The organism is Serratia sp. NA_13 (assembly GCF_052691735.1).
In genome coordinates this window covers 38455-62880 of sequence record NZ_JBQZFV010000021.1, presented here as the reverse complement: position 1 = coordinate 62880, position 24426 = coordinate 38455, and the positions used below count along the sequence as shown (strand labels likewise).

21 protein-coding genes, 2 tRNA genes and 1 rRNA gene are annotated in these 24426 nt (G+C 55.9%); 19 read left to right on the top strand and 5 right to left on the bottom strand.

All coding sequences use genetic code 11. The features are described from left to right. Positions 1 to 76 precede the first annotated feature (76 nt). The 7 genes from rrf to yjfF all read left to right on the top strand — a co-directional run bounded on the left by rrf (position 77) and on the right by yjfF (position 5316). Positions 77 to 192: ribosomal RNA gene (gene rrf, locus ACUTSU_RS21370) — 5S ribosomal RNA — on the top strand. 94 nt (positions 193 to 286) lie between these two features. Then, positions 287 to 363: transfer RNA gene (locus ACUTSU_RS21365), tRNA-Asp, on the top strand. Positions 364 to 416: 53 nt separating this feature from the next. Further along, positions 417 to 492: transfer RNA gene (locus ACUTSU_RS21360), tRNA-Trp, on the top strand. A gap of 321 nt (positions 493 to 813) precedes the next feature. Further along, positions 814 to 1770, top strand: coding sequence for a galactofuranose ABC transporter, galactofuranose-binding protein YtfQ (gene ytfQ / locus ACUTSU_RS21355; protein ID WP_445654696.1), 957 nt, complete (start codon positions 814 to 816; stop codon positions 1768 to 1770). A 23-nt stretch (positions 1771 to 1793) separates the two neighbouring features. Next, entirely contained in the window at positions 1794 to 3308 is a 1515-nt protein-coding gene (locus ACUTSU_RS21350) for a sugar ABC transporter ATP-binding protein (protein WP_445654695.1), read from the top strand. Further along, entirely contained in the window at positions 3305 to 4327 is a 1023-nt protein-coding gene (gene ytfT, locus ACUTSU_RS21345) for a galactofuranose ABC transporter, ATP-binding protein YtfT (RefSeq protein WP_445652769.1), read from the top strand. The genes ACUTSU_RS21350 and ytfT overlap by 4 nt, the downstream gene beginning before the upstream one ends. Then, a complete protein-coding gene (gene yjfF, locus ACUTSU_RS21340; RefSeq protein WP_445652768.1) occupies positions 4324 to 5316 on the top strand; it encodes a galactofuranose ABC transporter, permease protein YjfF in 993 nt (330 codons plus the stop codon). The genes ytfT and yjfF overlap by 4 nt, the downstream gene beginning before the upstream one ends. 4 nt (positions 5317 to 5320) lie before the next feature. On the opposite strand, the gene hdfR is transcribed toward yjfF, so the two are convergent. Further along, complete coding sequence (gene hdfR, locus ACUTSU_RS21335; RefSeq protein WP_026142584.1) at positions 5321 to 6148, bottom strand: HTH-type transcriptional regulator HdfR; 828 nt, start codon at positions 6146 to 6148, stop codon at positions 5321 to 5323. Between the two features lie 119 nt (positions 6149 to 6267). Here hdfR and ACUTSU_RS21330 point away from each other — a divergent pair, with 119 nt between their 5' ends. Continuing rightward, positions 6268 to 6606, top strand: coding sequence for a DUF413 domain-containing protein (locus tag ACUTSU_RS21330; protein WP_445652767.1), 339 nt, complete (start codon positions 6268 to 6270; stop codon positions 6604 to 6606). A 27-nt stretch (positions 6607 to 6633) separates the two neighbouring features. Here ACUTSU_RS21330 and ACUTSU_RS21325 read toward each other — a convergent pair whose 3' ends face one another. Continuing rightward, on the bottom strand, positions 6634 to 8157 hold the full coding sequence (locus ACUTSU_RS21325; protein ID WP_445654694.1) for a YifB family Mg chelatase-like AAA ATPase: 1524 nt from the start codon (positions 8155 to 8157) through the stop codon (positions 6634 to 6636). 341 nt (positions 8158 to 8498) lie between these two features. Here ACUTSU_RS21325 and ACUTSU_RS21320 point away from each other — a divergent pair, with 341 nt between their 5' ends. The 8 genes from ACUTSU_RS21320 to ACUTSU_RS21285 all read left to right on the top strand — a co-directional run bounded on the left by ACUTSU_RS21320 (position 8499) and on the right by ACUTSU_RS21285 (position 17196). Then, positions 8499 to 9731, top strand: coding sequence for an MFS transporter (locus ACUTSU_RS21320; protein WP_445654693.1), 1233 nt, complete (start codon positions 8499 to 8501; stop codon positions 9729 to 9731). A 133-nt stretch (positions 9732 to 9864) separates the two neighbouring features. Continuing rightward, positions 9865 to 9963, top strand: coding sequence for an ilv operon leader peptide (ilvL, locus tag ACUTSU_RS21315; RefSeq protein ID WP_015962288.1), 99 nt, complete (start codon positions 9865 to 9867; stop codon positions 9961 to 9963). A gap of 143 nt (positions 9964 to 10106) precedes the next feature. Further along, positions 10107 to 11753 carry an acetolactate synthase 2 catalytic subunit gene (gene ilvG, locus ACUTSU_RS21310; protein WP_445654692.1) on the top strand — a complete coding sequence of 549 codons (1647 nt, stop codon included), beginning with the start codon at positions 10107 to 10109 and terminating at the stop codon, positions 11751 to 11753. Next, entirely contained in the window at positions 11750 to 12007 is a 258-nt protein-coding gene (ilvM, locus tag ACUTSU_RS21305) for an acetolactate synthase 2 small subunit (protein ID WP_445652763.1), read from the top strand. Before ilvG ends, ilvM begins: the two co-directional genes overlap by 4 nt. A gap of 22 nt (positions 12008 to 12029) precedes the next feature. Further along, positions 12030 to 12956: a branched-chain-amino-acid transaminase gene (gene ilvE, locus ACUTSU_RS21300; RefSeq protein WP_445654691.1), complete on the top strand. Its 927-nt coding sequence runs from the start codon at positions 12030 to 12032 to the stop codon at positions 12954 to 12956. 116 nt (positions 12957 to 13072) lie between these two features. After that, positions 13073 to 14923, top strand: coding sequence for a dihydroxy-acid dehydratase (gene ilvD / locus ACUTSU_RS21295; protein WP_445654690.1), 1851 nt, complete (start codon positions 13073 to 13075; stop codon positions 14921 to 14923). A 5-nt stretch (positions 14924 to 14928) separates the two neighbouring features. Beyond that, positions 14929 to 16473 (top strand): threonine ammonia-lyase, biosynthetic, encoded by a 1545-nt coding sequence (gene ilvA / locus ACUTSU_RS21290; RefSeq protein ID WP_445652760.1) that lies wholly within the window; start codon positions 14929 to 14931, stop codon positions 16471 to 16473. A 21-nt stretch (positions 16474 to 16494) separates the two neighbouring features. Further along, positions 16495 to 17196: a DUF2461 domain-containing protein gene (locus tag ACUTSU_RS21285; RefSeq protein ID WP_445652759.1), complete on the top strand. Its 702-nt coding sequence runs from the start codon at positions 16495 to 16497 to the stop codon at positions 17194 to 17196. Between the two features lie 117 nt (positions 17197 to 17313). Here ACUTSU_RS21285 and ilvY read toward each other — a convergent pair whose 3' ends face one another. Next, positions 17314 to 18213 carry an HTH-type transcriptional activator IlvY gene (gene ilvY, locus ACUTSU_RS21280; RefSeq protein WP_445652758.1) on the bottom strand — a complete coding sequence of 300 codons (900 nt, stop codon included), beginning with the start codon at positions 18211 to 18213 and terminating at the stop codon, positions 17314 to 17316. A gap of 168 nt (positions 18214 to 18381) precedes the next feature. On the opposite strand from ilvY, the gene ilvC reads away from it, so the two are divergent. Beyond that, positions 18382 to 19857, top strand: a complete 1476-nt coding sequence (gene ilvC / locus ACUTSU_RS21275) for a ketol-acid reductoisomerase (protein ID WP_017894390.1) — start codon at positions 18382 to 18384, stop codon at positions 19855 to 19857. 205 nt (positions 19858 to 20062) lie between these two features. On the opposite strand, the gene ACUTSU_RS21270 is transcribed toward ilvC, so the two are convergent. Both ACUTSU_RS21270 and ACUTSU_RS21265 read right to left on the bottom strand, forming a co-directional pair. After that, the gene (locus ACUTSU_RS21270; protein ID WP_445652757.1) at positions 20063 to 20995 is read right to left on the bottom strand and encodes a sugar kinase; all 933 of its coding nucleotides are present in this window, start codon (positions 20993 to 20995) and stop codon (positions 20063 to 20065) included. A gap of 165 nt (positions 20996 to 21160) precedes the next feature. Beyond that, on the bottom strand, positions 21161 to 21364 hold the full coding sequence (locus ACUTSU_RS21265) for a 2-hydroxymuconate tautomerase family protein (RefSeq protein ID WP_445652756.1): 204 nt from the start codon (positions 21362 to 21364) through the stop codon (positions 21161 to 21163). Positions 21365 to 21508: 144 nt separating this feature from the next. On the opposite strand from ACUTSU_RS21265, the gene pdeH reads away from it, so the two are divergent. Further along, positions 21509 to 22294 (top strand): cyclic-guanylate-specific phosphodiesterase, encoded by a 786-nt coding sequence (gene pdeH, locus ACUTSU_RS21260; protein ID WP_445652755.1) that lies wholly within the window; start codon positions 21509 to 21511, stop codon positions 22292 to 22294. 92 nt (positions 22295 to 22386) lie between these two features. Continuing rightward, positions 22387 to 24423 carry an AsmA family protein gene (locus ACUTSU_RS21255; protein ID WP_445654689.1) on the top strand — a complete coding sequence of 679 codons (2037 nt, stop codon included), beginning with the start codon at positions 22387 to 22389 and terminating at the stop codon, positions 24421 to 24423. Positions 24424 to 24426: the final 3 nt, after the last annotated feature.

Genomic DNA, 24426 nt, shown 5'->3' with positions numbered 1-24426 from the left:
TACTCTATTTTCAGCGAATGTTCCGAGATTGGTTCTGGTGGTTACAGAGGTAACGGCCGGAATGAAACAGAATTTGCCTGGCGGCAATAGCGCGGTGGTCCCACCTGATCCCATGCCGAACTCAGAAGTGAAACGCCGTAGCGCCGATGGTAGTGTGGGGTCTCCCCATGCGAGAGTAGGACACTGCCAGGCATCAATTAAACGTTATCGGTTTGACACCCGGTAATGAGCAGGATCGCCAAGAGCGGTTTTGCCACATCGAAAGATGTAACGTGAAAGAACCGGTGGAGCGGTAGTTCAGTTGGTTAGAATACCTGCCTGTCACGCAGGGGGTCGCGGGTTCGAGCCCCGTCCGTTCCGCCAATTATTTAAATTATGCCTGCTAACTTTAGCAGGCATAATGTTAAGCATGATTTAGGGGCGTAGCTCAGTTGGTAGAGCACCGGTCTCCAAAACCGGGTGTCGCGAGTTCGAGTCTCTCCGCCCCTGCCATATTGGAAACCCTTTGCGAAAGCGAAGGGTTTTTTTTTGCTTTCTGCTTTTTCAAAATCCTCGCTATTCCTCTGATAAATTGCCTAAAAATCCTGCCGAAACTGCTCCAAATTTAGACATTTTTAGCTGGATCCATGTACAAAATGGTTGTTATCCCGTGATGTGATGCCGCTCATTATTCCTGCCTGATTTTCGACTAAACCTAATGGGTGTCCGGGTCTTTGGATACCCACTTCACCAGAAAAATATGCAGCATACACAACAACAGTTAACACTGCCTGAAGCCACCTGGTCCCTGGGCAGTGCGGGGAGAACACAAAAATGGTTAAACGTCTGCTGTTAGCGGCCGCCATCACTGGCGCCTTGATAAGTACGGTACAGGCGGCACCGCTGGTCGTCGGTTTTTCTCAGATTGGTTCGGAATCGGGCTGGCGTTCTGCCGAAACCAAGGTGTCGAAACAGGAAGCGGAAAAACGCGGTATTACGTTAAAAATCGCCGATGCACAGCAAAAACAGGAAAACCAGATCAAAGCGGTCAGATCCTTCATTGCCCAGGGGGTTGATGCCATTTTCATTGCGCCGGTAGTCGCCACCGGATGGAGTCCGGTACTGCAAGAGGCCAAAGAGGCCAAGATCCCGGTATTCCTGCTCGACCGGATGATCGAAGTGAACGATCCCTCGCTCTATACTGCAGCTGTGGCGTCCGACAGTGTGCACGAAGGTAAAGTCGCAGGAGAGTGGCTGGTGAAAGAGGTTGCCGGCAAACCCTGTAACGTGGTGGAACTGCAGGGGACCGTGGGGGCCAGCGTCGCCATCAACCGCAAGAAAGGCTTTGCCGACGGTATAGCCAACGCTGCTAACGTTAAAATCATCCGCTCGCAATCCGGCGATTTTACCCGCAGCAAGGGCAAAGAAGTGATGGAAAGTTTTATCAAGGCCGAGCAGAACGGTAAAAATATCTGCGCCGTGTATGCGCATAACGACGATATGGCAATCGGCGCTATTCAGGCAATCAAAGAGGCGGGTTTAAAACCAGGTTCACAAATCAAAATCGTCTCTATCGACGGTGTGCCTGACATATTCAAAGCAATGATGAATGGTGAAGCCAATGCCTCGGTCGAATTAACGCCGAATATGGCCGGCCCGGCGTTTGATGCGCTGCTGGCGATGAAGAAGGAGGGTACCCAACCGCCGAAGTTTATCCAGACTGAATCGAAACTGTTGCAGCCAGATACCGCGAAACAGGAATTCGAGCTGAAGAAAAGCATGGGTTATTAATCCACTTACCGGCGGGACAGAAGATGGCCACATCTCAGACCACGTTATTGGCGATTAAGGGATTATCCGTTGAGTTTCCTGGCGTCAAAGCGCTGGAGCAGGTTGATATCACGTTACAGCGCGGAGAGATCATGGCGTTGCTGGGTGAGAATGGCGCGGGGAAATCCACGTTAATCAAAGCGTTAACCGGGGTCTATCAGCGTTCCGCCGGTGAAATCCTGCTGGAGGGGCGTACCATTGCCCCACACAGCACCGCACAGGCCCAGGTGTTGGGGATTGGCACGGTTTATCAGGAGGTTAACCTGCTGCCGAACATCTCGGTGGCGGCCAATCTTTTCATTGGTCGAGAGCCAACGCGGTTTGGTCTGATTGATCAAAAAAAGCTGCTGAGCCAGGCCCAACAGCTTTTATTGGGGTATGGATTACAGTTGGATGTCAGCCAGCCGTTGGGGAATTACTCGATTGCGATCCAGCAGATTATCGCTATCGCGCGGGCGGTCGACCTGTCAGCCAAAGTCCTGATCCTGGACGAGCCAACCGCCAGTCTGGATGCTAAAGAAGTTAGCATGTTGCTGGGTATTCTCAGCCAGCTCCGTACTCAGGGTATGGGGATGATCTTTGTCACCCACTTCCTCGATCAGGTTTACCTCATTTGCGATCGTATCACCGTACTGCGCAACGGTAAGTTAGTGGGGACCAAGGTTACCGCTGATTTACCGCGTCTGGAATTGGTACAGATGATGCTTGGCCACGCGTTTGACGAGTCGCTGCTCAAACGTGGTGAGCACGGGCTAACTGAGGCGCCATATCTGGTTGAATTCAGTGGCTACGGGCGGCGCGGCATGGTTGAACCCTTCAATCTGCAAATACGTCCGGGCGAGATAGTTGGCCTGGCCGGCCTGCTGGGATCGGGGCGCACGGAAACGGCTCAGCTGATATTCGGTATCAAGCCGCGTGATAGCGGCAGTGCGAAAGTTGAGGGACGTACGGTGAACATCCGTACACCTCGTAAAGCAGCCAGTCTCGGTTTCGGCTATTGCCCTGAGGACCGTAAAACCGACGGGATTGTCGGCGCTGCAACGGTGCGGGAAAACATCATTCTGGCTCTGCAGGCGCAACGCGGTTGGTTAAAACCCTTATCGCTGCGGGAACAAACCCGGATTGCCGAGAGTTATATCCAGCTGATGGGCATCCGCACTCCGGGGCCGGAACAGCAGATCCAATATCTGTCCGGTGGCAATCAGCAGAAAGTGTTGCTGTCCCGCTGGTTGGCGACCAAACCGCGTTTTTTGATCCTGGATGAACCGACACGCGGAATAGATGTTGGCGCACATGCTGAAATCATTCGTTTAATTGAAAAACTCTGTGATGAAGGGCTGGCGCTGTTGGTGATTTCTTCCGAACTGGAAGAGCTGGCGGGCTATGCCGATCGTATCTTGGTGCTACGCGACAGAAAGCATGTAGCGCAGCTTGAACATGACGCCATTACGGTACCTGCAATCATGCAGGCGATTGCCGCGCAACAGGGGGTTGAATGAACCTCAGGAGTTTTTCCATGTCCGGTGGGCCACGCAAAGTCAGATGGGTGTTCCCCGCTGGGGCAACGCAACTGGGGGCGCTGGCGGTGATTTTGCTGATTGACAGCCTGGTCGCCCCGAATTTCTTTTCCATCCACATTCAGGACGGTCGACTGTTTGGTAGCGTGATCGACATCGTTAACCGTGGCGCGCCGGTAGCGTTATTGGCGTTGGGCATGACGTTAGTAATCGCCACCGGGGGTATCGACCTTTCCGTGGGGGCGGTGATGGCGATAGCCGGTGCCACGGCCGCAACCTTGACCAGCGCCGGTTATCCGCTGGGCTACGTGCTGGCGGCTGCTTTGGCGGCCGGAGCGCTGTGTGGCCTGTGGAATGGCTTTCTGGTGGCGGTATTGCAGATACAACCGATTGTCGCCACGCTGATGCTGATGGTGGCCGGTCGTGGCATTGCACAACTGATCACCGAGGGACAGATCGTCACCTTTGAGCGGGAAGGGCTGGCGTGGCTCGGTAGCGGTGCGCTGATGTATTTGCCACTGCCGGCGATCATTGCTGCAGTGATGCTGCTGTTGATCTGGCTGCTGACGCGTAAAACGGCGCTGGGGCTGTTTATCGAAGCTGTGGGTATCAATCTGCGCTCGGCCCGCAATGCGGGGGTCAGTACGCGCTGGGTGGTGATCGCGGTATATGTGATCTGCGGACTCTGTGCTGCGGTGGCCGGGATAATCGTCACGGCGGATATCCGGGGTGCAGACGCCAACAATGCCGGGCTGTGGCTGGAGTTGGATGCGATCCTGGCGGTGGTGATCGGCGGCGGTTCATTGCTGGGGGGACGTTTTAACCTGCTGTTGTCGGTGGTGGGTGCATTAATTATTCAGGGGATGAATACCGGTATTCTGCTCTCCGGCTATCGGCCGGAGTTTAATCTGGTACTGAAAGCGATCGTGGTGCTGGCGGTGCTGATGGTGCAATCACCCAGCGTTTCGTTGCGTCAACTGCTTAGGAGAAAAAGGCCATGATCAAGCGTAATTTGCCTCTGTTGATGACGGTCCTGGTGTTCCTCCTGGGCTATGGTTTTTGCCTTACTCAGTTTCCCAGTTTTGCCTCAACGCGGGTGTGGTGTGACTTGCTGACCGACAACGCCTTTCTTGGCATCGTCGCGGTAGGCATGACGTTTGTGATCCTTTCCGGCGGTATTGATCTGTCGGTCGGCTCGGTGATCGCCTTCACCGGGGTGCTATTGGCCAAATTGATCGGCACCTACGGTATTGCTCCGGGTTATGCGTTTGTTATTGCGCTGCTGATGGGGGCGTCGTTTGGCGCACTGATGGGCTGGATCATCGATATATTGAAGCTACCGGCGTTTATCATCACGCTGGCCGGAATGTTTTTCGTGCGGGGCATGAGTTTTATCGTTTCGGAAGAGTCGATTCCCATCGATCACCCTTTGTACGCGACGCTGGCGAACTACGCCTGGAAACTGCCGGGCGGCGGCCGTTTCACGCTGTTGGCGTTGGTGATGCTAATGGTGGTAGCGGTCGGCATAGTGTTGGCGCACCGCACCCGATTTGGCCACAACGTCTACGCCATCGGCGGTAATCGGGTATCTGCGGCGCTGATGGGCGTACCGGTGCAACGGACCACGGTGCTGATTTATATGCTCTCAGGCACGCTGGCTGCGTTGTCCGGGATTATTTTCTCGCTGTATACCTCGGCGGGCTACGCGCTGGCGGCCAGCGGGGTAGAGTTGGATGCCATTGCGGCGGTAGTGATTGGTGGCACCTTGTTGACCGGTGGGGTTGGCACCGTATTGGGCACGTTGTTCGGTGTACTGATCCAGGGGCTGATACAGAGTTACATCACTTTCGACGGCACGCTCAGCTCCTGGTGGACCAAAATTGTCATCGGCATTCTGTTGTTCGGCTTTATCGGCCTTCAGAAGGCGATGAGCGCGTTTTGGCTCGGTAGACGAACCAAACCCCGGCATCCTCGCTTAACGCCGTCATAACGCCTTATGCCGTAGTATTTAAAGGTATTTTCAACAGTTGGCGGATCAGCGGCTGTTGATCGCTATTTTGCAGCCAAACGGCGTACAGCGGGCGGATTATCGGCGGAATGTCGGCAATGGCGGCCAACTGCGGGTAGTCCTTCTCCCATTGGCTGGGCAGGAAGGCGCAACCGCCGGTGGTTTCCAGCAGTTGTCGGGTCAGGTGTGCGGAGGTTGTGGTGAGTACCGGCAGGTTATCACCCTCCAGCATACGGCTCTCCTGCTGATGAAAATCCGCCCCCCATTCCAGCTTGATATAAGGCATCGGCGCATGTTTATCACGCAGGGTGGAAGAGAACAGCCGCAGCGAGAAATTGCCCAACAGCTGGCTGGCCAGTTCATCCATTTTTGGCGGCTCGGTGGTGATGAGCAAATCGAGCTGTCTTTCATGCAGCTGTTTTACCAAAGAGTGCCGTAACGCCACCCTGGCTTCCAGCTGTAATGCCTCTCGTTGTTGATACAACGATTGCAGCCACGGGGTCAGATAAGCTTCCCACAATGACGCGGTGGCACCGATGGACAGTTCAGTATGTTGCAGCGAACGCACCACCTCTTTTTTCGCCAATTGCCAGGTCGTCATCAGGCTCTCAGCATAGGGCAGAAGCCGCTCCCCTGCTGGTGTCAGACGGATATTGTTACGATGCCGGGTGAATAAATTCGCGCCCAATTGGGTTTCTAACTGGCGGATACGAAAACTAACGGCAGACTGCGTTAAGTACAAGGATTCTGCGGCTCGGCCAAAGTGACGCGTTCTACTGACCTCCAAAAAGGTTTTCAGTAATTCGGTATCCACACCCATCTCCAGAAATTTTTATCGTTAAGATTTAAATGTTTTGTTTTACACAATGTCAAGCCTATCTAATACTCCGCGCCATAAACAGCACGGCCATGAGAGAATTAGGAGCGTGTCAGATGGCGGATAGCTTCACCACGACCAGTCGTTTTTTTGATAATAAACATTATCCTCGCGGGTTCTCCCGTCACGGCGATTTCACCATTAAAGAAGCGCAATTGCTAGAGCGTTTCGGGTATGCGTTCAATGAGCTGGACGCGGGCAAACGTCAGCCGGTCACTGAAGAAGAACAGTTGTTCGTCGCAGTGTGCCACGGTGAGCGTGAGCCGGTTACCGAGCAGGAAAAAGTATGGGCTAAATATCTGTTGCGCACACGCCGCCCGAAAAAATTCCATACCCTGTCCGGCGGCAAGCCGCAGGCTGACGCGGTGGAAGATTACACCGACAGCGACGATTGATAACGATGGGGCCTTTGGGCCCCATTTTTACTCCAGGCTGCGGTGCAGCTGTAGCAACAGGCGATCCATACTGCGATAGCCAAGTGCTTCGCTCAAATGGCGCTTATCAATATCCCTATCTCCCGCCAAATCAGCCAGGGTGCGAGCCACTTTTAAAATCCGCTGCCAGGCGCGAACCGATAACCCCAATCGATTTAACGTCGTCTCAAGAAAATCTGCGTCGGCTTCGCTCAATGCGCAATCTCGCTCTACCTCGTGATTATTCAGCAGGGCGTTGATCTTCCCTGAACGGTTGAGCTGCCTTTCGCGTGCCAGCAGCACCCGCTCCCGTACCTGGGTGCTACTTTCACCGGTGATGCGTCGTTTGCTCAGCACGCCGGGTGGCAGCAGGGGGACCTCAATCGATAAATCGAAGCGATCGAGAAACGGCCCTGAAAGCCGTCCGAGATAGCGCAGGATCTGTTGTGGGGACGCGCGGTTATGTATGCCCTGATAGTGCCCGGTGGGGCTGGGATTCATGGCGGCGATCAGCTGCACTCTGGCCGGAAAGCAGACCTTGGCCGTAGCGCGTGAAATGACTATTTCGCCGGACTCCAGGGGTTCACGCAGGGCATCCAATACTCGCCTTTCGAATTCGGGTAATTCATCAAGAAACAGCACGCCGTTGTGCGCCATAGATATTTCACCCGGCCGCGGCAGAGAGCCGCCGCCGACCAGCGCGGCCATCGAGGCACTGTGATGCGGTGCGCGAAAGGGCCGCTGTCGCCATGGCAGCGCTTGCGTAGAGTGATGCAGCAGGCTGGCGACGCTGATGGTTTCCAGTGCCTCCCTGTCGGTCAGCGGGGGCAGCAGGCCAGTCAAACGGCTGGCCAGCATGGTTTTCCCGGTGCCTGGTGGGCCGACCAGCAACAGGTTGTGTCCCCCGGCGGCGGCGATCTCCAGTGCCCGCTTCGCCTGTTCCTGGCCCAGAATATCTTGCAGGTCGGCAGGTTCCTGCGTGGTCTCCGTTGCCTGCGGCGCGCTGGCTATCGGTAAGTCTCCTTTGCCCAGCAGAAAGGCGCATACCTCCAGCAGGTGTTCTGCCACCAGGGTTTCGCTTTGGGTAATCAATCCCGCCTCTCGGCCATTGGTGGCAGCCAGAATCAACTGCCTGCCCGCGTCCATTGCGGCCAGCGCGGCGGGTATCGCGCCACTGACTCCCCGTAGTGCGCCGGATAACGCCAACTCCCCAAGGAATTCATAACGGGCCAGTTTGTCGAGCGGTAGCTGCTCGGAGGCAGCGAGGATCGCCAAAGCGATCGGCAGGTCGTAACGACCGCCTTCCTTGGGTAAATCGGCCGGTGCCAGATTGACGGTGATACGCCGCGCGGGAAAGGTGAAACCATTATTGATCAATGCGCTGCGTACCCGATCGCGGGATTCTTTCACCGTGGTTTCCGGCAGGCCGACCATGGTCAGACCGGGTAGCCCGTTGCTGATATGCACTTCCACCGTAACCGAAGGGGCCTGAACGCCCAGCGTGGCTCGGGTATAGATAACCGCCAGTGACATATTGCTCTCCTTGCTGTAGGCAACATGATGCGGCAAAGGCCCTGCCGGGGCGCGGTAACCTTGGAGTATTTGCGTGGGAGGTCGTAATTAAAATAATGAATTTCATAAGGATAACGAATTTTTGTGCAGCACTGCGCAAGTGACGGCAATACCCCTTAACAATTACGTGAATGCTGCAACAAATTAGCAAGCTAACCAAGTTGCAGTGAGAGGGTTAATGGGTGTATTTAACAATTGAGCAAAATAAAAATAACTTTGTTAACAAAATCCGACCGCCGTTGCCTTCCGCTGCGGTAGCCGCTAAACCTCATGACCTCGTATTCCAGAGTAGGGATAACACTATGTTTGGTTGGACTCCGCTGCAACGCAATGCAGCCATCGCCAGCTTTTCAAGCTGGACGCTTGATGCTTTCGATTTTTTCGTGCTGGTCTTTCTGCTCAGCGATATTGCGCAATCTTTCCATGTCGGCATGGAGGAGGTAACGCTGGCGATCTTGCTGACGCTGGCGGTGCGACCGATTGGTGCACTGATCTTCGGCCGGGCGGCGGAAAAGTACGGGCGCAAACCGATTTTGATGTTGAATATCGTGTTCTTCTCAATTTTTGAACTGTTGTCCGCAGCGGCGCCTTCGTTGACGGTATTCCTGTTACTGCGGGTGTTGTACGGCGTGGCTATGGGGGGGATCTGGGGCGTAGCTTCGTCGCTGGCGCTGGAGACCATTCCGGATCGCTCGCGTGGCTTGATGTCGGGGATTTTCCAGGCCGGTTATCCCTTTGGTTATCTGTTGGCGGCGGTGGTGTACGGCCTGCTGTTTGAGGTGGTTGGCTGGCGCGGTATGTTCGTGATCGGTGCGGCGCCGATTTTGCTGCTGCCGTTTATTTACTACTGCGTACAGGAATCGCCGGTGTGGCTGGCGGCGCGTGAACGCAAGGAAAGCAGTGCCCTGCTGCCGGTCTTGAAAAGTCACTGGAAGCTGTGCGGCTATCTGGTGTTACTGATGGCGGCATTCAATTTCTTCTCGCACGGCACCCAGGATATGTATCCGGTGTTTTTGAAAGTTCAGCACGGTTTCGATCCTAAAACCGTCAGTATTATCGCCATTAGCTACAACATCGCTTCAATCATTGGCGGCGTTTTCTTTGGTTCGCTGTCGGAAAAAATCGGCCGCCGTAAGGCCATTATCATTGCCGCGTTATTGACCTTGCCGGTGATCCCACTGTGGGCATTTTCCAGCGGTTCGCTGATGTTGGGGATTGGCGCCTTCCTGATGCAGTTCATGGTGCAGGGGGCCTGGGGCGTGATACCGACTTATCTCACCGAACTGGTGCCGGCCAATACCCGTGCGGTGCTGCCAGGGTTTGTTTACCAGTTGGGTAACCTGATTGCTTCGGTCAACGCCACGCTGCAGGCGACCATCGCCGAACATCATGGCCAAAATTATGGCCTGGCGATGGCGATTATCGCCGGCACGGTGGCTATTGTCATTGCGCTACTGGTGTTCCTGGGCAAGGACACGCGCGGCAAGGCGATTTCGGGGGACGTTAAATCTTCGGGCGTGCAGGCTAACGTTTGAAATCAGGGCATTTTGCACGAGGTATGACCAGATTGCGCCGAATAATAACGCAAAAAAAGTGTTGTCATGCCGCGCGGGACTATGGTACCTCTGTAGGCATTAGTTCGAAACGAGCACAGTGAACAAACCTATTATGAAAGCCTTTGCCCAAGTGATTAGCCTAGTCGTGATTAGCGTGGTGGTGATTATTATCCCACCGTGCGGGGCTGCACTTGGACGAAGAATGGCTTAGAAAACAAGCCGGAATCGCAAGAGAACCCCCGCACCGAAAGGTCCGGGGGTTTTTTTATTGGCAAGAGAAAAGTGAAACGAGGATAACAATATGAATAACAAAACAAAATCCTGCAGTTGTCGAAGTAAGGCGGGGAAATAACTATGAACGGGGCTCAGTGGGTAGTACAAGCATTGCGTGCACAGGGAGTTGATACGGTATTCGGCTACCCGGGTGGCGCAATCATGCCGGTCTACGATGCATTGTATGACGGTGGGGTAGAACACTTGCTGTGCCGCCACGAGCAAGGTGCCGCGATGGCGGCCATTGGCTATGCCCGTTCCACCGGCAAGGTGGGCGTTTGTATCGCCACTTCCGGCCCCGGCGCCACCAACCTGATCACCGGCCTGGCCGATGCGCTGCTGGATTCCGTTCCGCTGGTGGCGATCACCGGTCAGGTTGGTTCAGCACTGATTGGCACCGATGCCTTTCAGGAGATCGATGTCCTCGGCCTGTCTCTGGCCTGCACCAAACACAGCTTCCTGGTGGAATCACTGGACGCGCTGCCGGGCATCATGGCGGAAGCCTTCGCCATCGCCAGCAGCGGTCGTCCTGGCCCGGTGCTGATCGATATCCCGAAAGACATCCAACTGGCGCACGGCGAATTACACCCGCACCTGATGCCGGTAGAGGAAGAACTGCACTACCCGGCAGCGGAGCTGGCGCAGGCCGTCGAATTGCTGTCGCAGGCGCACAAGCCGATGCTGTATGTCGGCGGTGGTGTTGGTATGGCGCAGGCGGTACCGGCGCTGCGTGAGTTCATTGCGGTGACCCAAATGCCCAACGTAGCCACGTTGAAAGGGCTGGGCGCACCGGACGCTGAGCAACCGTACTACCTCGGTATGCTGGGGATGCACGGTACCAAGGCCGCCAACCTGGCGGTGCAGGAGTGCGATTTGCTGATTGCCGTTGGCGCGCGTTTTGACGATCGCGTAACCGGTAAACTGAACGCTTTCGCCCCGCATGCCAAGGTGATCCACATGGATATCGATCCGGCGGAAATGAGCAAGTTGCGCCAGGCACACGTAGCGCTGCAGGGCGATTTGAAAGCTTTGTTACCGGCGTTGCAGCAGCCGCTGAGTATCGCTGCCTGGCAGCAGCGAGTGGTTGAACTGAAAGAAAGCCATAGCTGGCGTTATGACCACCCGGGCCAGCCGATCTACGCACCGCTGCTGTTAAAGCAGCTGTCCGAGCGCAAGCCGGCCAACAGCGTGATCACCACCGACGTGGGCCAGCACCAGATGTGGACCGCACAGCACATGACCTTTGAACGTCCGGAGAATTTCATCACCTCCAGCGGTTTGGGCACCATGGGTTTTGGCGTTCCGGCTGCGGTTGGCGCCCAGATGGCCCGCCCGGAGGATACGGTGATCTGCGTATCGGGTGACGGTTCGTTTATGATGAACGTGCAGGAACTGGGCACCATCAAACGCAAACAGTTACCGCTGAAAATCGTTTTGCTGGATAACCAGCGTTTGGGAATGGTTCGTCAGTGGCAGCAACTGTTTTTTGACGGGCGTTACAGCGAAACCAATCTCTCCGATAACCCCGATTTCCTGATGTTGGCCAATGCCTTTGGCATCCCCGGCCAGCGTATCACCCGTAAAGACCAGGTAGCAGACGCGCTCGACGCCTTATTCAACAGCGAAGGGCCTTATATGTTGCACGTGTCGATTGATGAACTTGAAAACGTCTGGCCGCTGGTGCCGCCGGGTGCCGGTAACGAAACCATGTTGGAGAAAATATCATGATGCAGCATCAACTCTCGATCCAGGCCCGTTTTCGCCCTGAAATGTTAGAGCGCGTATTGCGTGTCGTGCGTCATCGTGGCTTTCAGGTTTGTGCTATGAATATGGCTTCGGCGGCAAATACCGACAAGATTAATATTGAATTGACCGTTGCCAGCCAGCGCCCAGTGGATCTACTGTCATCTCAGTTGAGCAAACTGATGGATGTCTCCTGCGTTGAGATTCGGCAACAAACATCACAACAAATACGCGCCTGACGCGCGAGAAGGATAAATAACAATGACGAAGAAAGCCGATTACATTTGGTTCAATGGTGAGATGGTTCCCTGGGCTGACGCCAAAGTGCACGTGATGTCGCATGCGTTGCACTACGGCACTTCGGTGTTTGAAGGAGTCCGTTGCTACGACTCCCATAAAGGCCCGGTGGTATTCCGCCACCGCGAACATATGCAGCGTCTGCACGACTCGGCAAAAATCTATCGCATGCCGGTATCGCAAAGCGTTGATGAGCTGACGGAGGCCTGCCGCGCCACGCTGCGTAAAAACAATCTGGTCAGCGCTTATATTCGTCCGCTGGTGTTTGTGGGCGACGTCGGCATGGGGGTTAACCCGCCGGCCGGTTACAAAACAGACGTGATTATCGCGGCGTTTCCTTGGGGCGCGTACCTGGGTGAAGAGGCGCTGGATCAAGGCATCGATGCGATGGTTTCGTCCTGGCACCGTGTAGCGCCAAATACCATCCCCACCGCGGCCAAGGCCGGCGGTAACTATCTTTCTTCCCTTCTGGTGGGCAGCGAAGCGCGCCGCCACGGTTATCAGGAAGGGATCGCACTGGATGTTCACGGCTATATTTCCGAAGGCGCAGGTGAAAACCTGTTTGAAGTGAAAGACGGTGTGCTGTTCACCCCACCGTTTACCTCTTCCGCGCTGCCGGGTATCACCCGCGATGCCATCATCAAGCTGGCAAAAGACATGGGCTTCGAAGTGCGTGAGCAAGTGCTGTCGCGCGAATCGCTGTACCTGGCCGACGAAGTGTTCATGTCCGGCACCGCGGCGGAAATCACCCCGGTGCGCAGCGTCGACGGCATCCAGGTCGGCATTGGCAAATGCGGCCCGGTGACCAAACAGATCCAACAGGCGTTCTTTGGCCTGTTTACCGGCAAGACCGAAGACAAGTACGGGTGGTTGGATCCGGTAAACCCATAATTTACCCGTCGTCTTTCAAGTTGTGGCTTGAAATTCATAGGGTAAATCAACAGACAGATAAGAATATCCAGGCGGTTCGTTCGCCGCCTGCAATGAATACATTTGGAGTGAAGAGCATGCCTAAGTACCGTTCCGCCACCACCACCCACGGCCGCAACATGGCGGGTGCCCGCGCATTATGGCGCGCGACCGGAATGACCGACGACGATTTTGGCAAACCCATTATTGCGGTGGTCAACTCATTTACCCAGTTTGTTCCGGGCCATGTGCATCTGCGTGATTTGGGCAAACTGGTTGCAGAACAGATCGAAGCCTCAGGCGGCGTTGCCAAAGAGTTCAACACCATTGCGGTGGATGACGGCATCGCCATGGGCCACGGCGGCATGCTCTATTCCCTGCCGTCGCGTGAATTGATCGCCGACTCGGTTGAATACATGGTGAATGCCCACTGCGCGGATGCGATGGTGTGTATCTCCAACTGCGACAAGATCACCCCAGGGATGCTGATGGCGTCACTGCGCCTGAATATTCCGGTGATTTTCGTTTCCGGCGGCCCGATGGAGGCCGGCAAAACCAAGCTGTCCGACAAGATCATCAAACTGGATCTGGTAGACGCGATGATTCAGGGTGCCAACCCGAACGTCAGCGACGCCGACAGCGGGCAGATCGAACGTTCCGCCTGTCCAACCTGCGGCTCTTGTTCCGGCATGTTCACCGCCAACTCGATGAACTGCCTGACCGAAGCGCTGGGCCTGTCGCAACCGGGCAACGGCTCGCTGCTGGCGACCCATGCCGACCGTAAAGAGCTGTTTATTAACGCCGGTAAACGCATCGTAGCCTTGACCAAACGTTACTACGAGCAGGGTGATGAAAGCGCACTGCCGCGCAATATTGCCAACAAGGCAGCATTCGAAAACGCCATGACGCTGGATATCGCCATGGGCGGCTCGACCAATACCGTATTGCACCTGCTGGCTTCTGCGCAGGAAGGTGAAATCGACTTCACCATGGAAGACATCGACCGCCTCTCGCGCAAGGTGCCGCACCTGTGCAAGGTGGCGCCAAGCACCCCGAAGTACCATATGGAAGACGTGCACCGCGCTGGTGGTGTACTGGCGATTTTGGGTGAGCTGGATCGCGCAGGCCTGTTGAATCGCGACGTCGACAATATCCTGGGCATGAAACTGCCGGAAACGCTGGAAAAGTACGACATCATGCTGACCCAGGACGAAGCGGTGAAGAAAATGTTCCGTGCCGGCCCAGCCGGTATCCGCACCACCAAGGCGTTCTCGCAGGATTGTCGCTGGGATACGCTCGATGATGACCGTGCCGAGGGCTGTATCCGTTCGCTGGAAAATGCCTTCAGCCTGGACGGTGGCCTGGCCGTGCTGTACGGCAACATGGCACTGGACGGCAGCATTGTGAAAACCGCCGGTGTCGACAGGGACAACCTGACCTTCCGCGGTCCGGCCAAAGTGTATGAAAGCCAGGACTCGGCGGTGGAAGCGATCCTCGGTGGTAAAGTGGTTGCCGGTGACGTAGTGGTGATCCGCTATGAAGGGCCGAAGGGCGGGCCGGGCATGCAGGAAATGCTGTACCCAACCACCTATCTGAAATCCATGGGGCTGGGCAAAGCCTGCGCTTTGATCACCGACGGGCGTTTCTCCGGCGGTACCTCGGGTCTGTCTATTGGCCACGTTTCTCCGGAAGCAGGCAGCGGTGGTCTGATTGCGTTGATCGAAGATGGCGACATGATCGACATCGATATTCCAAAACGCAGCATGGTGCTGGACGTTTCGGACAGCGAGCTGGCGGCGCGTCGTGAAGTTGAGCTGGCACGTGGCGACCTGGCCTGGACGCCAAAAAATCGCGAGCGTCAGGTTTCCTTCGCCCTGCGTGCCTACGCCATGCTGGCGACCAGCGCCGACAAAGGCGCAGTACGCGACAAGAGCAAGCTGGGAGGCTAAACACCATGGCGGTATCGCAACCCCTACCCGACGCTCCCTGTGGTGCGGAGTATTTGCGAGCGGTACTCCGCTCGCCGGTTTATGAGGTGGCTCAGGTCACCCCATTGCAGACAATGAGCAAAATCTCTTCGCGTCTCGGCAATACTATTTTGGTGAAGCGCGAAGATCGTCAGCCAGTACACAGCTTCAAGCTGCGTGGGGCTTACGCGATGATCGCCAGCCTGAGCGAAGAGCAGAAGGCGCGCGGTGTGGTGACGGCTTCGGCGGGCAACCATGCGCAGGGCGTGGCCTATTCCGGCAAACGGCTGGGGATCAAAACGCTGATCGTGATGCCGGTGACCACCGCAGACATCAAAGTGGATGCGGTGCGCGGCTTCGGCGGCGAAGTGCTGTTGCACGGCGCCAACTTTGATGAAGCCAAGGCCAGAGCGATAGAGCTTTCACTCAAGCAGGGCATGACCTTCGTTCCCCCGTTCGATCATCCAACGGTGATCGCCGGGCAGGGCACGTTGGCGATGGAACTGCTGCAGCAGGACGCGCATCTCGACCGGGTGTTTGTACCGGTTGGTGGAGGCGGTCTGGCGGCGGGCGTGGCGGTATTGATCAAGCAACTGATGCCGCAGATTAAAGTGATCGGCGTGGAGGCGGAAGACTCCGCCTGCCTGCGTGCGGCGCTGGATGCCGGACAACCGGTGGATCTGGCGCGTGTTGGGCTGTTTGCCGAAGGCGTGGCGGTAAAGCGCATCGGTGACGAAACCTTCCGTCTGTGTCGGGAATACCTGGACGATGTGATCACCGTCGATAGCGATGCTATCTGCGCGGCGGTCAAAGACTTGTTCGAAGACGTGCGCGCCATTGCCGAGCCGTCCGGCGCGCTGGCGCTGGCCGGGCTGAAAAAGTATGTGCAGCAGCACAACATCCAGGGTGAGCGCCTGGCGCACGTGTTGTCCGGCGCCAACCTGAACTTCCACGGTTTGCGTTATGTGTCCGAACGCTGCGAACTGGGTGAACAACGCGAAGCCCTATTGGCAGTCACCATTCCAGAGCAGAAAGGCAGCTTCCTGAAGTTTTGCCAACTGCTGGGCGGGCGCTCGGTCACCGAGTTCAACTACCGTTACGCCGATGCCGATAACGCCTGTATTTTCGTCGGTGTTCGCCTGACGCGCGGCCATGCCGAACGCCTGGAAATCATCGATGAACTGCAGGCCGATGGTTATCAGGTGGTGGATCTGTCCGACGATGAAATGGCCAAGCTGCACGTGCGTTATATGGTCGGGGGGCGTCCTTCGAAGCCGTTGCGTGAGCGTCTGTACAGCTTTGAATTCCCTGAGTCACCTGGCGCACTGCTGAAGTTCTTGCAGACGTTGGGCACCCATTGGAATATTTCACTGTTCCACTACCGTAGCCACGGCACCGATTTTGGCCGCGTGCTGGCAGGTTTTGAGCTGTCGCAGACCGAACCCGAGTTTGAGCAGCATCTGCAGGCGCTGGGCTATGACTGCCACGATGAAACCGACAACCCGGCGTTCCGTTTTTTCTTGCAGGGTTAAGGGAATCGACAAGGACGGCGTATGACAGACAGTTTTACCGGTTTCAGCCAGCAGGGCCTGAATTTTCTTCAGCAGGTGCGCATTGAGAACGACAAGGAATGGTTTGAGGCCAACCGCGAGGTTTACGATCGTGAACTGTTAACGCCGTTCCGTACGTTGGTGGCCGAACTGAGCCCGGTGATGTTGGCGATCGATCCCCTGTTCGAGATCCGGCCGGCGATCGGTAAAACGCTGTCGCGTATTCATCGCGACACGCGTTTTTCCCACGACAAATCACGCTACCGCAGCCGCATGTGGCTGACATTCAAACGGCCAAGCAAAGACTGGAAGGACGCGCCGGTCTACTTCTTCGAACTGGGGCCGGACATGTTGCGTTACGGACTGGGTTATTACAGCGCTAACAAACCGACCATGGATCTGTTTCGCCATACGTTGCAGCGCCGACCGCAGCCGTTTTTAGAGGTCGCGGCCTGCTGCCGGCCACCGTTTGAGCTGGTGGGCGAAAGCTACAAGCGGCCGTTAGTGAAAGAACAGGCACCAGAAATCGCCACCTGGTACAACCGCAAATCCTTTGCAGTGATGGCGACCGACAGTCAGGTGGAAAAGCTGTTCCATGCCGGGTTGGTGCAGAGCCTGGCGCAAGGTTTCCAACAGCTTGAGCCGCTGTATCACTGGCTGATGCAGGTAGAGGCGATGAAACAAGTCGATCCGGCAGATCTCTAAATACCCGTCGCCTTTCAAGCTGCAGCGTTGTTGGCTTCACTAGCTGCAACATGAAATCCCTAGGGTATGTCTATCTCGGCATTTCAAATGATCGTGTTTAAAAGCAATGGAGTCGTTTTAAGGATTTTTGACCGTTAATAACAAGCGCCAGAAAGCGTCGATCAGCGGATCGCTGAGGCGTTTTTTCTGCACGCAGACCCCCAGCTCGAACGGCTCGACCATGGAGATATTCTCCAGTTGCGAAATGCGATTACGCACTGGTTCCGGGCTGTTTTCTACCACCACGCCGGGGATCAGCGCGATGCCGCAGCCCAGCGCCACCATCGAAACAATGGCTTCGTGGCCGCCAACGGTGGCGTAAATCAGCGGATTGGCGATGCGCTGGCGACGGAACCACAGTTCGATGCGTTTTCGCGACGGGCCGTGCTCCGGCAGGATAAACGGAATATTGGCCCAGTCGGGCTGTTCGGCAAACGCCTGGCTGCGGACCGCGCAAGGCAGCGCCGGAGCAATCAGCACCAGCGGGATCTCACCGATTTTAGTGAACGCCACGCTGGTGGGCAGGGTTTCGGGCCGACCGGCAATGCCGAGATCGGCTTCGTTGGATTGCACTTTGTCCACTGCATCGGCGGCGTCACCGGTGGTCAGTTTTATTTCTACCAGCGGATGCTGCGCGCGGAAGCGATCGAGGATCGGCGGCAGATGGCTGTAGGCGGCGGTAACTGAGCAAAATAGCCGTAATTCGCCGCTCAGCGAAGGGCCATGTTGACCCAGCGAATGTTTGAGTTGCTGGTATTGCAGCAGTGTCTGCTGGGCAAAATCTTTTAACTGTTCACCGGCATCGGTGAGCTGCACGGTGCGGTTATCGCGCAAAAACAGCGGCTGCCCGAGGACCTCTTCCAGCCGTTGGATCTGGCGGGACAGCGTCGACGGGCTGACGTGCATCGCCTTGGCGGTGCGGCCAAAGTGATGGCTTTCAGCCAGATGGAGAAACAGCTTTAAATCACGCAAATCCATATCAGTACGCTCGCAGCAAGAGTGTTGCATAAATTGCAATGTCACATTCGTAATATATCAATTTAAGCAACGCGTTTCCTGTTATACATTGAGTTTAACGAATCTCCGCGCAGACAGGGCGGGGAATGAAAATAACAGCAAGACACAACATCTAACTGGAGTATCACCATGGCTAACTATTTCAACACCTTGAACCTGCGTCAGCAGTTGGCGCAATTGGGCAAGTGTCGCTTTATGGCACGTGAAGAATTTGCTGATGAAGCCGGCTACCTGAAAGGCAAAAAAGTGGTGATTGTCGGCTGTGGCGCGCAGGGGCTGAACCAGGGTCTGAACATGCGTGACTCCGGTCTGGACGTAGCCTATGCCCTGCGTAAGGAAGCCATCGACGAAAAACGCCCTTCATGGCGTAAAGCGACCGAGAACGGCTTCAAGGTAGGGACTTACGAAGATTTGATCCCACAGGCAGACCTGGTGGTTAACCTGACGCCGGACAAGCAGCACACCTCGGTAGTGCGTGCCGTACAGCCGCTGATGAAAGACGGTGCGGCGCTGGGCTACTCCCACGGTTTCAACATCGTAGAAGTGGGCGAGCAAGTACGTAAAGACATCACCGTAGTGATGGTTGCGCCAAAATGTCCGGGCACCGAAGTGCGTGAAGAATACAAACGTGGTTTCGGCGTACCGACTCTGATTGCGGTTCACCCGGAAAACGATCCGAAAGGCGAAGGCATGGCGATTGCCAAGGCCTGGGCAGCAGCGACCGGCGGCCACCGTGCGGGCGTACTGGAATCTTCCTTCGTTGCCGAAGTGAAATCTGACCTGATGGGCGAGCAAACCATTCTGTGTGGCATGTTGCAGGCGGGTTCGCTGCTGTGCTTTGACAAGCTGGTTGCTGAAGGCACTGACCCGGCTTATGCAGAAAAACTGATCCAGTTCGGCTGGGAAACCATCACCGAAGCGCTGAAGCAGGGCGGGATCACCCTGATGATGGATCGCCTGTCCAATCCGGCCAAACTGCGTGCTTATGCACTGTCTGAGCAGTTGAAAGAGATCATGGCACCGCTGTTCCAGAAACATATGGATGACATCATCTCCGGCGCTTTCTCCGGCGGCATGATGGCTGACTGGGCAGAAGACGACGTGAAATTGCTGAACTGGCGTGAAGAGACCGGCAAATCGGCGTTCGAGAATGCGCCACAGTTCGAAGGTAAAATCAGCGAGCAGGAATACTTTGACCATGGCGTGTTGATGGTTGCCATGGTGAAAGCCGGTGTTGAGCTGGCATTCGAAACCATGGTTGATGCGGGCATCATCGAAGAATCCGCTTACTACGAATCACTGCACGAGTTGCCGCTGATCGCCAATACCATTGCGCGTAAGCGTCTGTACGAAATGAACGTGGTTATCTCTGATACCGCAGAATACGGCAACTACCTGTTTGCCAACGCGGCAGTGCCGCTGCTGAAAGAGTTCATGACCACACTGCAGGCGGGTGACCTGGGCAAATCTGTAGCCGGTACCTCGGTAGACAACGCGCAACTGCGTGACGTGAACGAAGCGGTACGTAATCACCCGATCGAATCCGTTGGCCGTAAGCTGCGCGGGTATATGACCGATATGAAACGTATCGCGGTGGCAGGTTAAATACCCGTCATACTTGAAGCTGCATCTGTGTTGGCTGCACCCGCGCACCCCAGTCACTTAGTTGACTAAACTCCTGGGGATTTACGGGCTTGCCGCCTTGATGCAACTCCAATTATTTAGGGTATAAAATTGTAGCTTTTAACATTAAGCCCAAATAAAAAGGCCAGCGTTGTTGCTGGCCTTTCGCATTTCTACGAAGCCGGAATCATTGCGGCATAGCCGCGAGTGGGATAATGGCGCCACGATGCTGGATTACCGTGCTGGCGGTCAGATGACCGCGCTGCGCCGCCTGCACGGCATCACCGCCGGTTAAGCGCACTGCCAAGTAACCGGCGCTGAAGGAGTCGCCCGCGGCGGTGGTATCCACCACCTTTTCTTTTGGCAGGCGCACTGCCGGGATCTCAAATTCGCTGCCTTCGGCGCTGAACACCAGGCAGCTATCTGCGCCGCGTTTAATCACTATCTCCGTCACGCCCAGCAGTTGGGTGCGCTGTACCACCTGTTCCAGCGGCAGTTTGCCCCACAGCAGGTCTTCATCATCCAGGGTCAGGAAGGCAATGTCGGTGCAGGCCAGCACTTCGCGGTAAACCTGCTGCGTTTCTTCCTTGCTTTGCCACAGGCGTGGCCGATAGTTGTTATCGAAAATCACCTTGCCGCCGTTGGCGCGACACTGCCTTAGCAATGCCAGCAGCTTGCTGCGGCTGGCCGTATCGAGGATCGCCACGCTGATGCCGCTGAGGTACAGATAATCGAATTGGGCCAGTTGCTCGCACAGGCTCTCCGCCTGCGGGCCAGCCAGCCAGTAGCGAGCGGCAGCGTCGTTGCGCCAGTAATAGAAGGTGCGTTCGCCGGTGGCATCGGTTTCAATCACGTATAGCCCAGGTAGCTTGTTCTCCAGCCGTTGTATCAGACTGGTGTTGACCTTTTCCTGCTGCCACGCCTGCAGCATTTCCTGGCTGAAACTGTCGGTGCCGAGTGCGGTCACGTAATGCACCTGCAGCGCGCTTTCTGCCACCTGGCGGGCAATGTAGACGGCGGTGTTTAACGTATCGCCGCCAAAACCGCGGCTCAGATCCGCGTCTTTCTGCGACAGTTCAATCATGCACTCGCCGATCACGGCAAGATTTTGGGTGGTCATAGTCAACGAGCCCTGGCTGAAAGAAGAAGATGAATTGATGCGAAATACAACCAGTCTCAATGCAAGGGGTGGGGGAGTCAATCAAAATAAAACAACGTTTTAATTTATTTATGACCGCGATCGGGAAACTAAAAAGTTTCCCGATGCGTAGCCAACATCCGGCCGTTATTTGGCGGCGGTGCGTAGATCGGTGACGCTTTGGCCACTGATCCCCCAGTTGTCGGTTTCTACTTCGTCAATGACCACCACGGTAGTGGCTGGGTTCTTGCCCAGCGTATCCACCAGCAGCTGGGTCACCCCGGCGATCAACTGTTTCTTTTGCTCCGGCGTCGCGCCTTCGCGGGTAATTTTAATATTCACGTAGGGCATGTTTTTTCCTTGGATTTTGATACCGCTATTCAATGTAGAAGGCTTTCGCCGCCGCTTAAAGTTTTATTGTCTGCTGCCGATAAACCCTGGGAGCCAATAGCGCAGCCAGAGCGTTTTCATTTCCCTTCAATGGCGACAGTACCAATGATAACCAAGATGAGCACGGGCCTGCTGGCGCCACTCCTCGCCGTATGCACGCAGATCAAGGCACAGCATTATTGGCGGCAATGCCGACGGCAATACACCTTCCAGCCGATCTATCGCACCTGTGGCACTTTAATGGCGCTCGAACTGCTGACGGCGGTCTATCACCCGGCCGCACCGGAAAAACCCCTGTCGCCGGAGCATTATTTCGCTGCTCTCGACGTCCGCAAACGTCTACAGATCATTCAGGAACAGCTTGAACTGCTGCAGTACTGGCAACCGCTGCTGATCCGCCAAGGGTTGATGGTATCGGTCAATATCGACGGTATTGCCCTGCAGGCGTTACAGCAGCATGGCGCGTTGCAACGTCAGATTGCCGCCATGCCCTATCTGCGTTTTGAGCTGGTGGAGCACGCCGGGATGGCATTAAACAGCCCGTTGCAGCAGATTGCCGGTGCAGAACGGCTGTGGCTGGATGACTTCGGTAGCGGTCTGGCAAATTTCTCTGCCGTCAGTATCTGGCGATATCAATATATCAAGGTTGCGCGAGAGTTATTCACCTTGCTCAAGCAAACGGAAGATGGCGTCCAGTTACTTGTCACTCTGATCAAAATGATGAACCAGCACAGCGAAGGGGTGATCGTCGAAGGGGTGGAAACCGAGCAGGAATGGTTGCTGGTACAGCGCTCTGGCGCCCTGGCTGCCCAGGGTTATTTTCTTTCTCGCCCGGCTCATTTCGACACTCTGCAAACCCTGCCTACGCGATTTTCCCTGCCTGCCGCCTGAACCCCATCGCCCTCTAAAGCGTGAACTCTTGCCTATCCTCGGCTAGGCTTGGTAGAGCCATATGGGTAAGTTATCGCGTTCAGGGAGCTGTTATGACAAGAACAGGAAAAGCGTTCACTTGGGTTGGCGGCATTGTGCTGCTGATCATCGCCGCGCTGGTGGTCTTTGTGCTGACCTTCGACTGGAACCGCCTCAAACCGACCATCAATGACAAGGTGTCGGCCGAGTTGCATCGTCCGTTCGCCATCCGTGGCGATTTGGGAGTGGACTGGTCACGCGATGATAAAGATATAGGTGGCTGGCGCGCCTGGGTGCCGTGGCCGCGAATTCATGCTGAAGATGTGGTACTGGGCAACCCGAAAAATATCCCTGGCGACAGCATGGTGCAGTTGCAGCGCGTCGAAGCCAGCATTTCGCCGCTGGCACTGTTGGGCAAGCAACTGTTGATCCCGCGTATCTGGCTGAAACAGCCAAACGCCAGCTTGCAGCGGCTGGCCAACGGTGAGAATAACTGGACGTTCAACCTGGCCGGTGACCCTAACCAGCCGCCGTCTGCCTGGTCTGTGAACATTCATGACATCGTCTTCGATCGCGGCCAGATTGCTTTTAAGGATGCCACGCTGAAGGCCGATTTTCGCGCAGAGATTGATCCACTCGGCAAGACTTTGCCATTTAGTGAAGTAACCGGCAAAAAAGACGCCGGTACGGCGATTGCGCAAGACTATATCTTCGGCTGGAAGGTGAAAGGCAAATACAACGGCGAGCCGTTATCGGGCAGTGGCAAGATTGGCGGCATGCTGTCGTTGCAGAATGCCGAGGTGCCATTCCCGCTGCAGGCCGACGTACGCTCCGGTTCCACACGGGTGGTGGTGGCGGGGACGTTGTCCGACCCGATGAACCTTGGCGGGTTGGATCTGCGGCTTAAATTTTCCGGCGACAGCCTGGGTAACCTATATGCCCTCACCGGCGTGTTGTTGCCCAATACCCCGCCATACTCCACCGATGGTCACCTGACTGCCCGGCTGCACGAGAAAGGCGGCGCGGTGTTCCAGTACCAGAAATTTGACGGCAAAATTGGTGACAGTGATATCCACGGCGATTTGAAATATGTCGCCGGTAAACCCCGGCCAACACTGAGCGGCGAAGTGTTGTCGAAACAGCTGCGTTTTGCCGATCTGGCGCCGCTGATTGGTGCCGACTCCAACACGGAAAAAGCCGGTCGCGGTGAGAAGAGTCGCCAGCCTGCGGGCAAAGTGCTGCCGGTAGAGAAATTTGATACCAAAAGCTGGAAGGTGATGAATGCGGACGTCAAATTCACCGCCAAACGCATTGAACACGGCAGTTCGTTGCCGTTGAGCGATCTCTATACCCATCTGAAATTGGATAACGGCGTCATTGTGATGGAGCCGCTGCGGTTCGGCGTGGCGGGCGGTAACCTCAATTCGATCGTTCGTCTCGATGGCAGCAAAAATCCGATGCAGGGGCGGGCTGATTTGCATGCGCGTAAATTCCAGCTCAAGCAGTTGCTGCCGGACGTAGGAGCGATGAAACGCAGCCTGGGGCAATTGAACGGCGATGCTAAACTGACCGGCAGCGGCAATTCGGTGGCCGATTTGCTGGCGACCAGCAGCGGCGATTTGCGCATGGTGATTAACAACGGGGTGATTAGCCGTGGCCTGATGGAAATTCTCGGGTTGAACGTCGGCAACTATCTGGTGGCACAGCTATTTGGTGATGACGTCGTGGGGATAAACTGCGCGGCGGCAGACGTCGGTATCCGTGACGGCCTGGCGACACCACGGCTGTTTGTGTTCGACACCGAGAATGCGATTATCAACATCAGCGGCAATACCAACTTTGCCACCGAGCGGCTGGATCTGTCCATCGCTCCGGAAAGCAAAGGCATGCGGGTGCTGACATTGCGTTCGCCACTGTACGTGAAAGGCACTTTCGCGCACCCCGATGCCGGTGTGAAGGCCGGTCCGCTGATTGCACGCGGTGCGGCGGCGGTGGCACTGGGCGTGGTGCTGACGCCGGCAGCGGCCCTGTTGGCACTGGTTTCCCCCAGCGAAGGCGGTGAAGAAAACCAGTGCGGTGCCATCCTTCAGCAGATGAAGCAGAAGAAATAATCG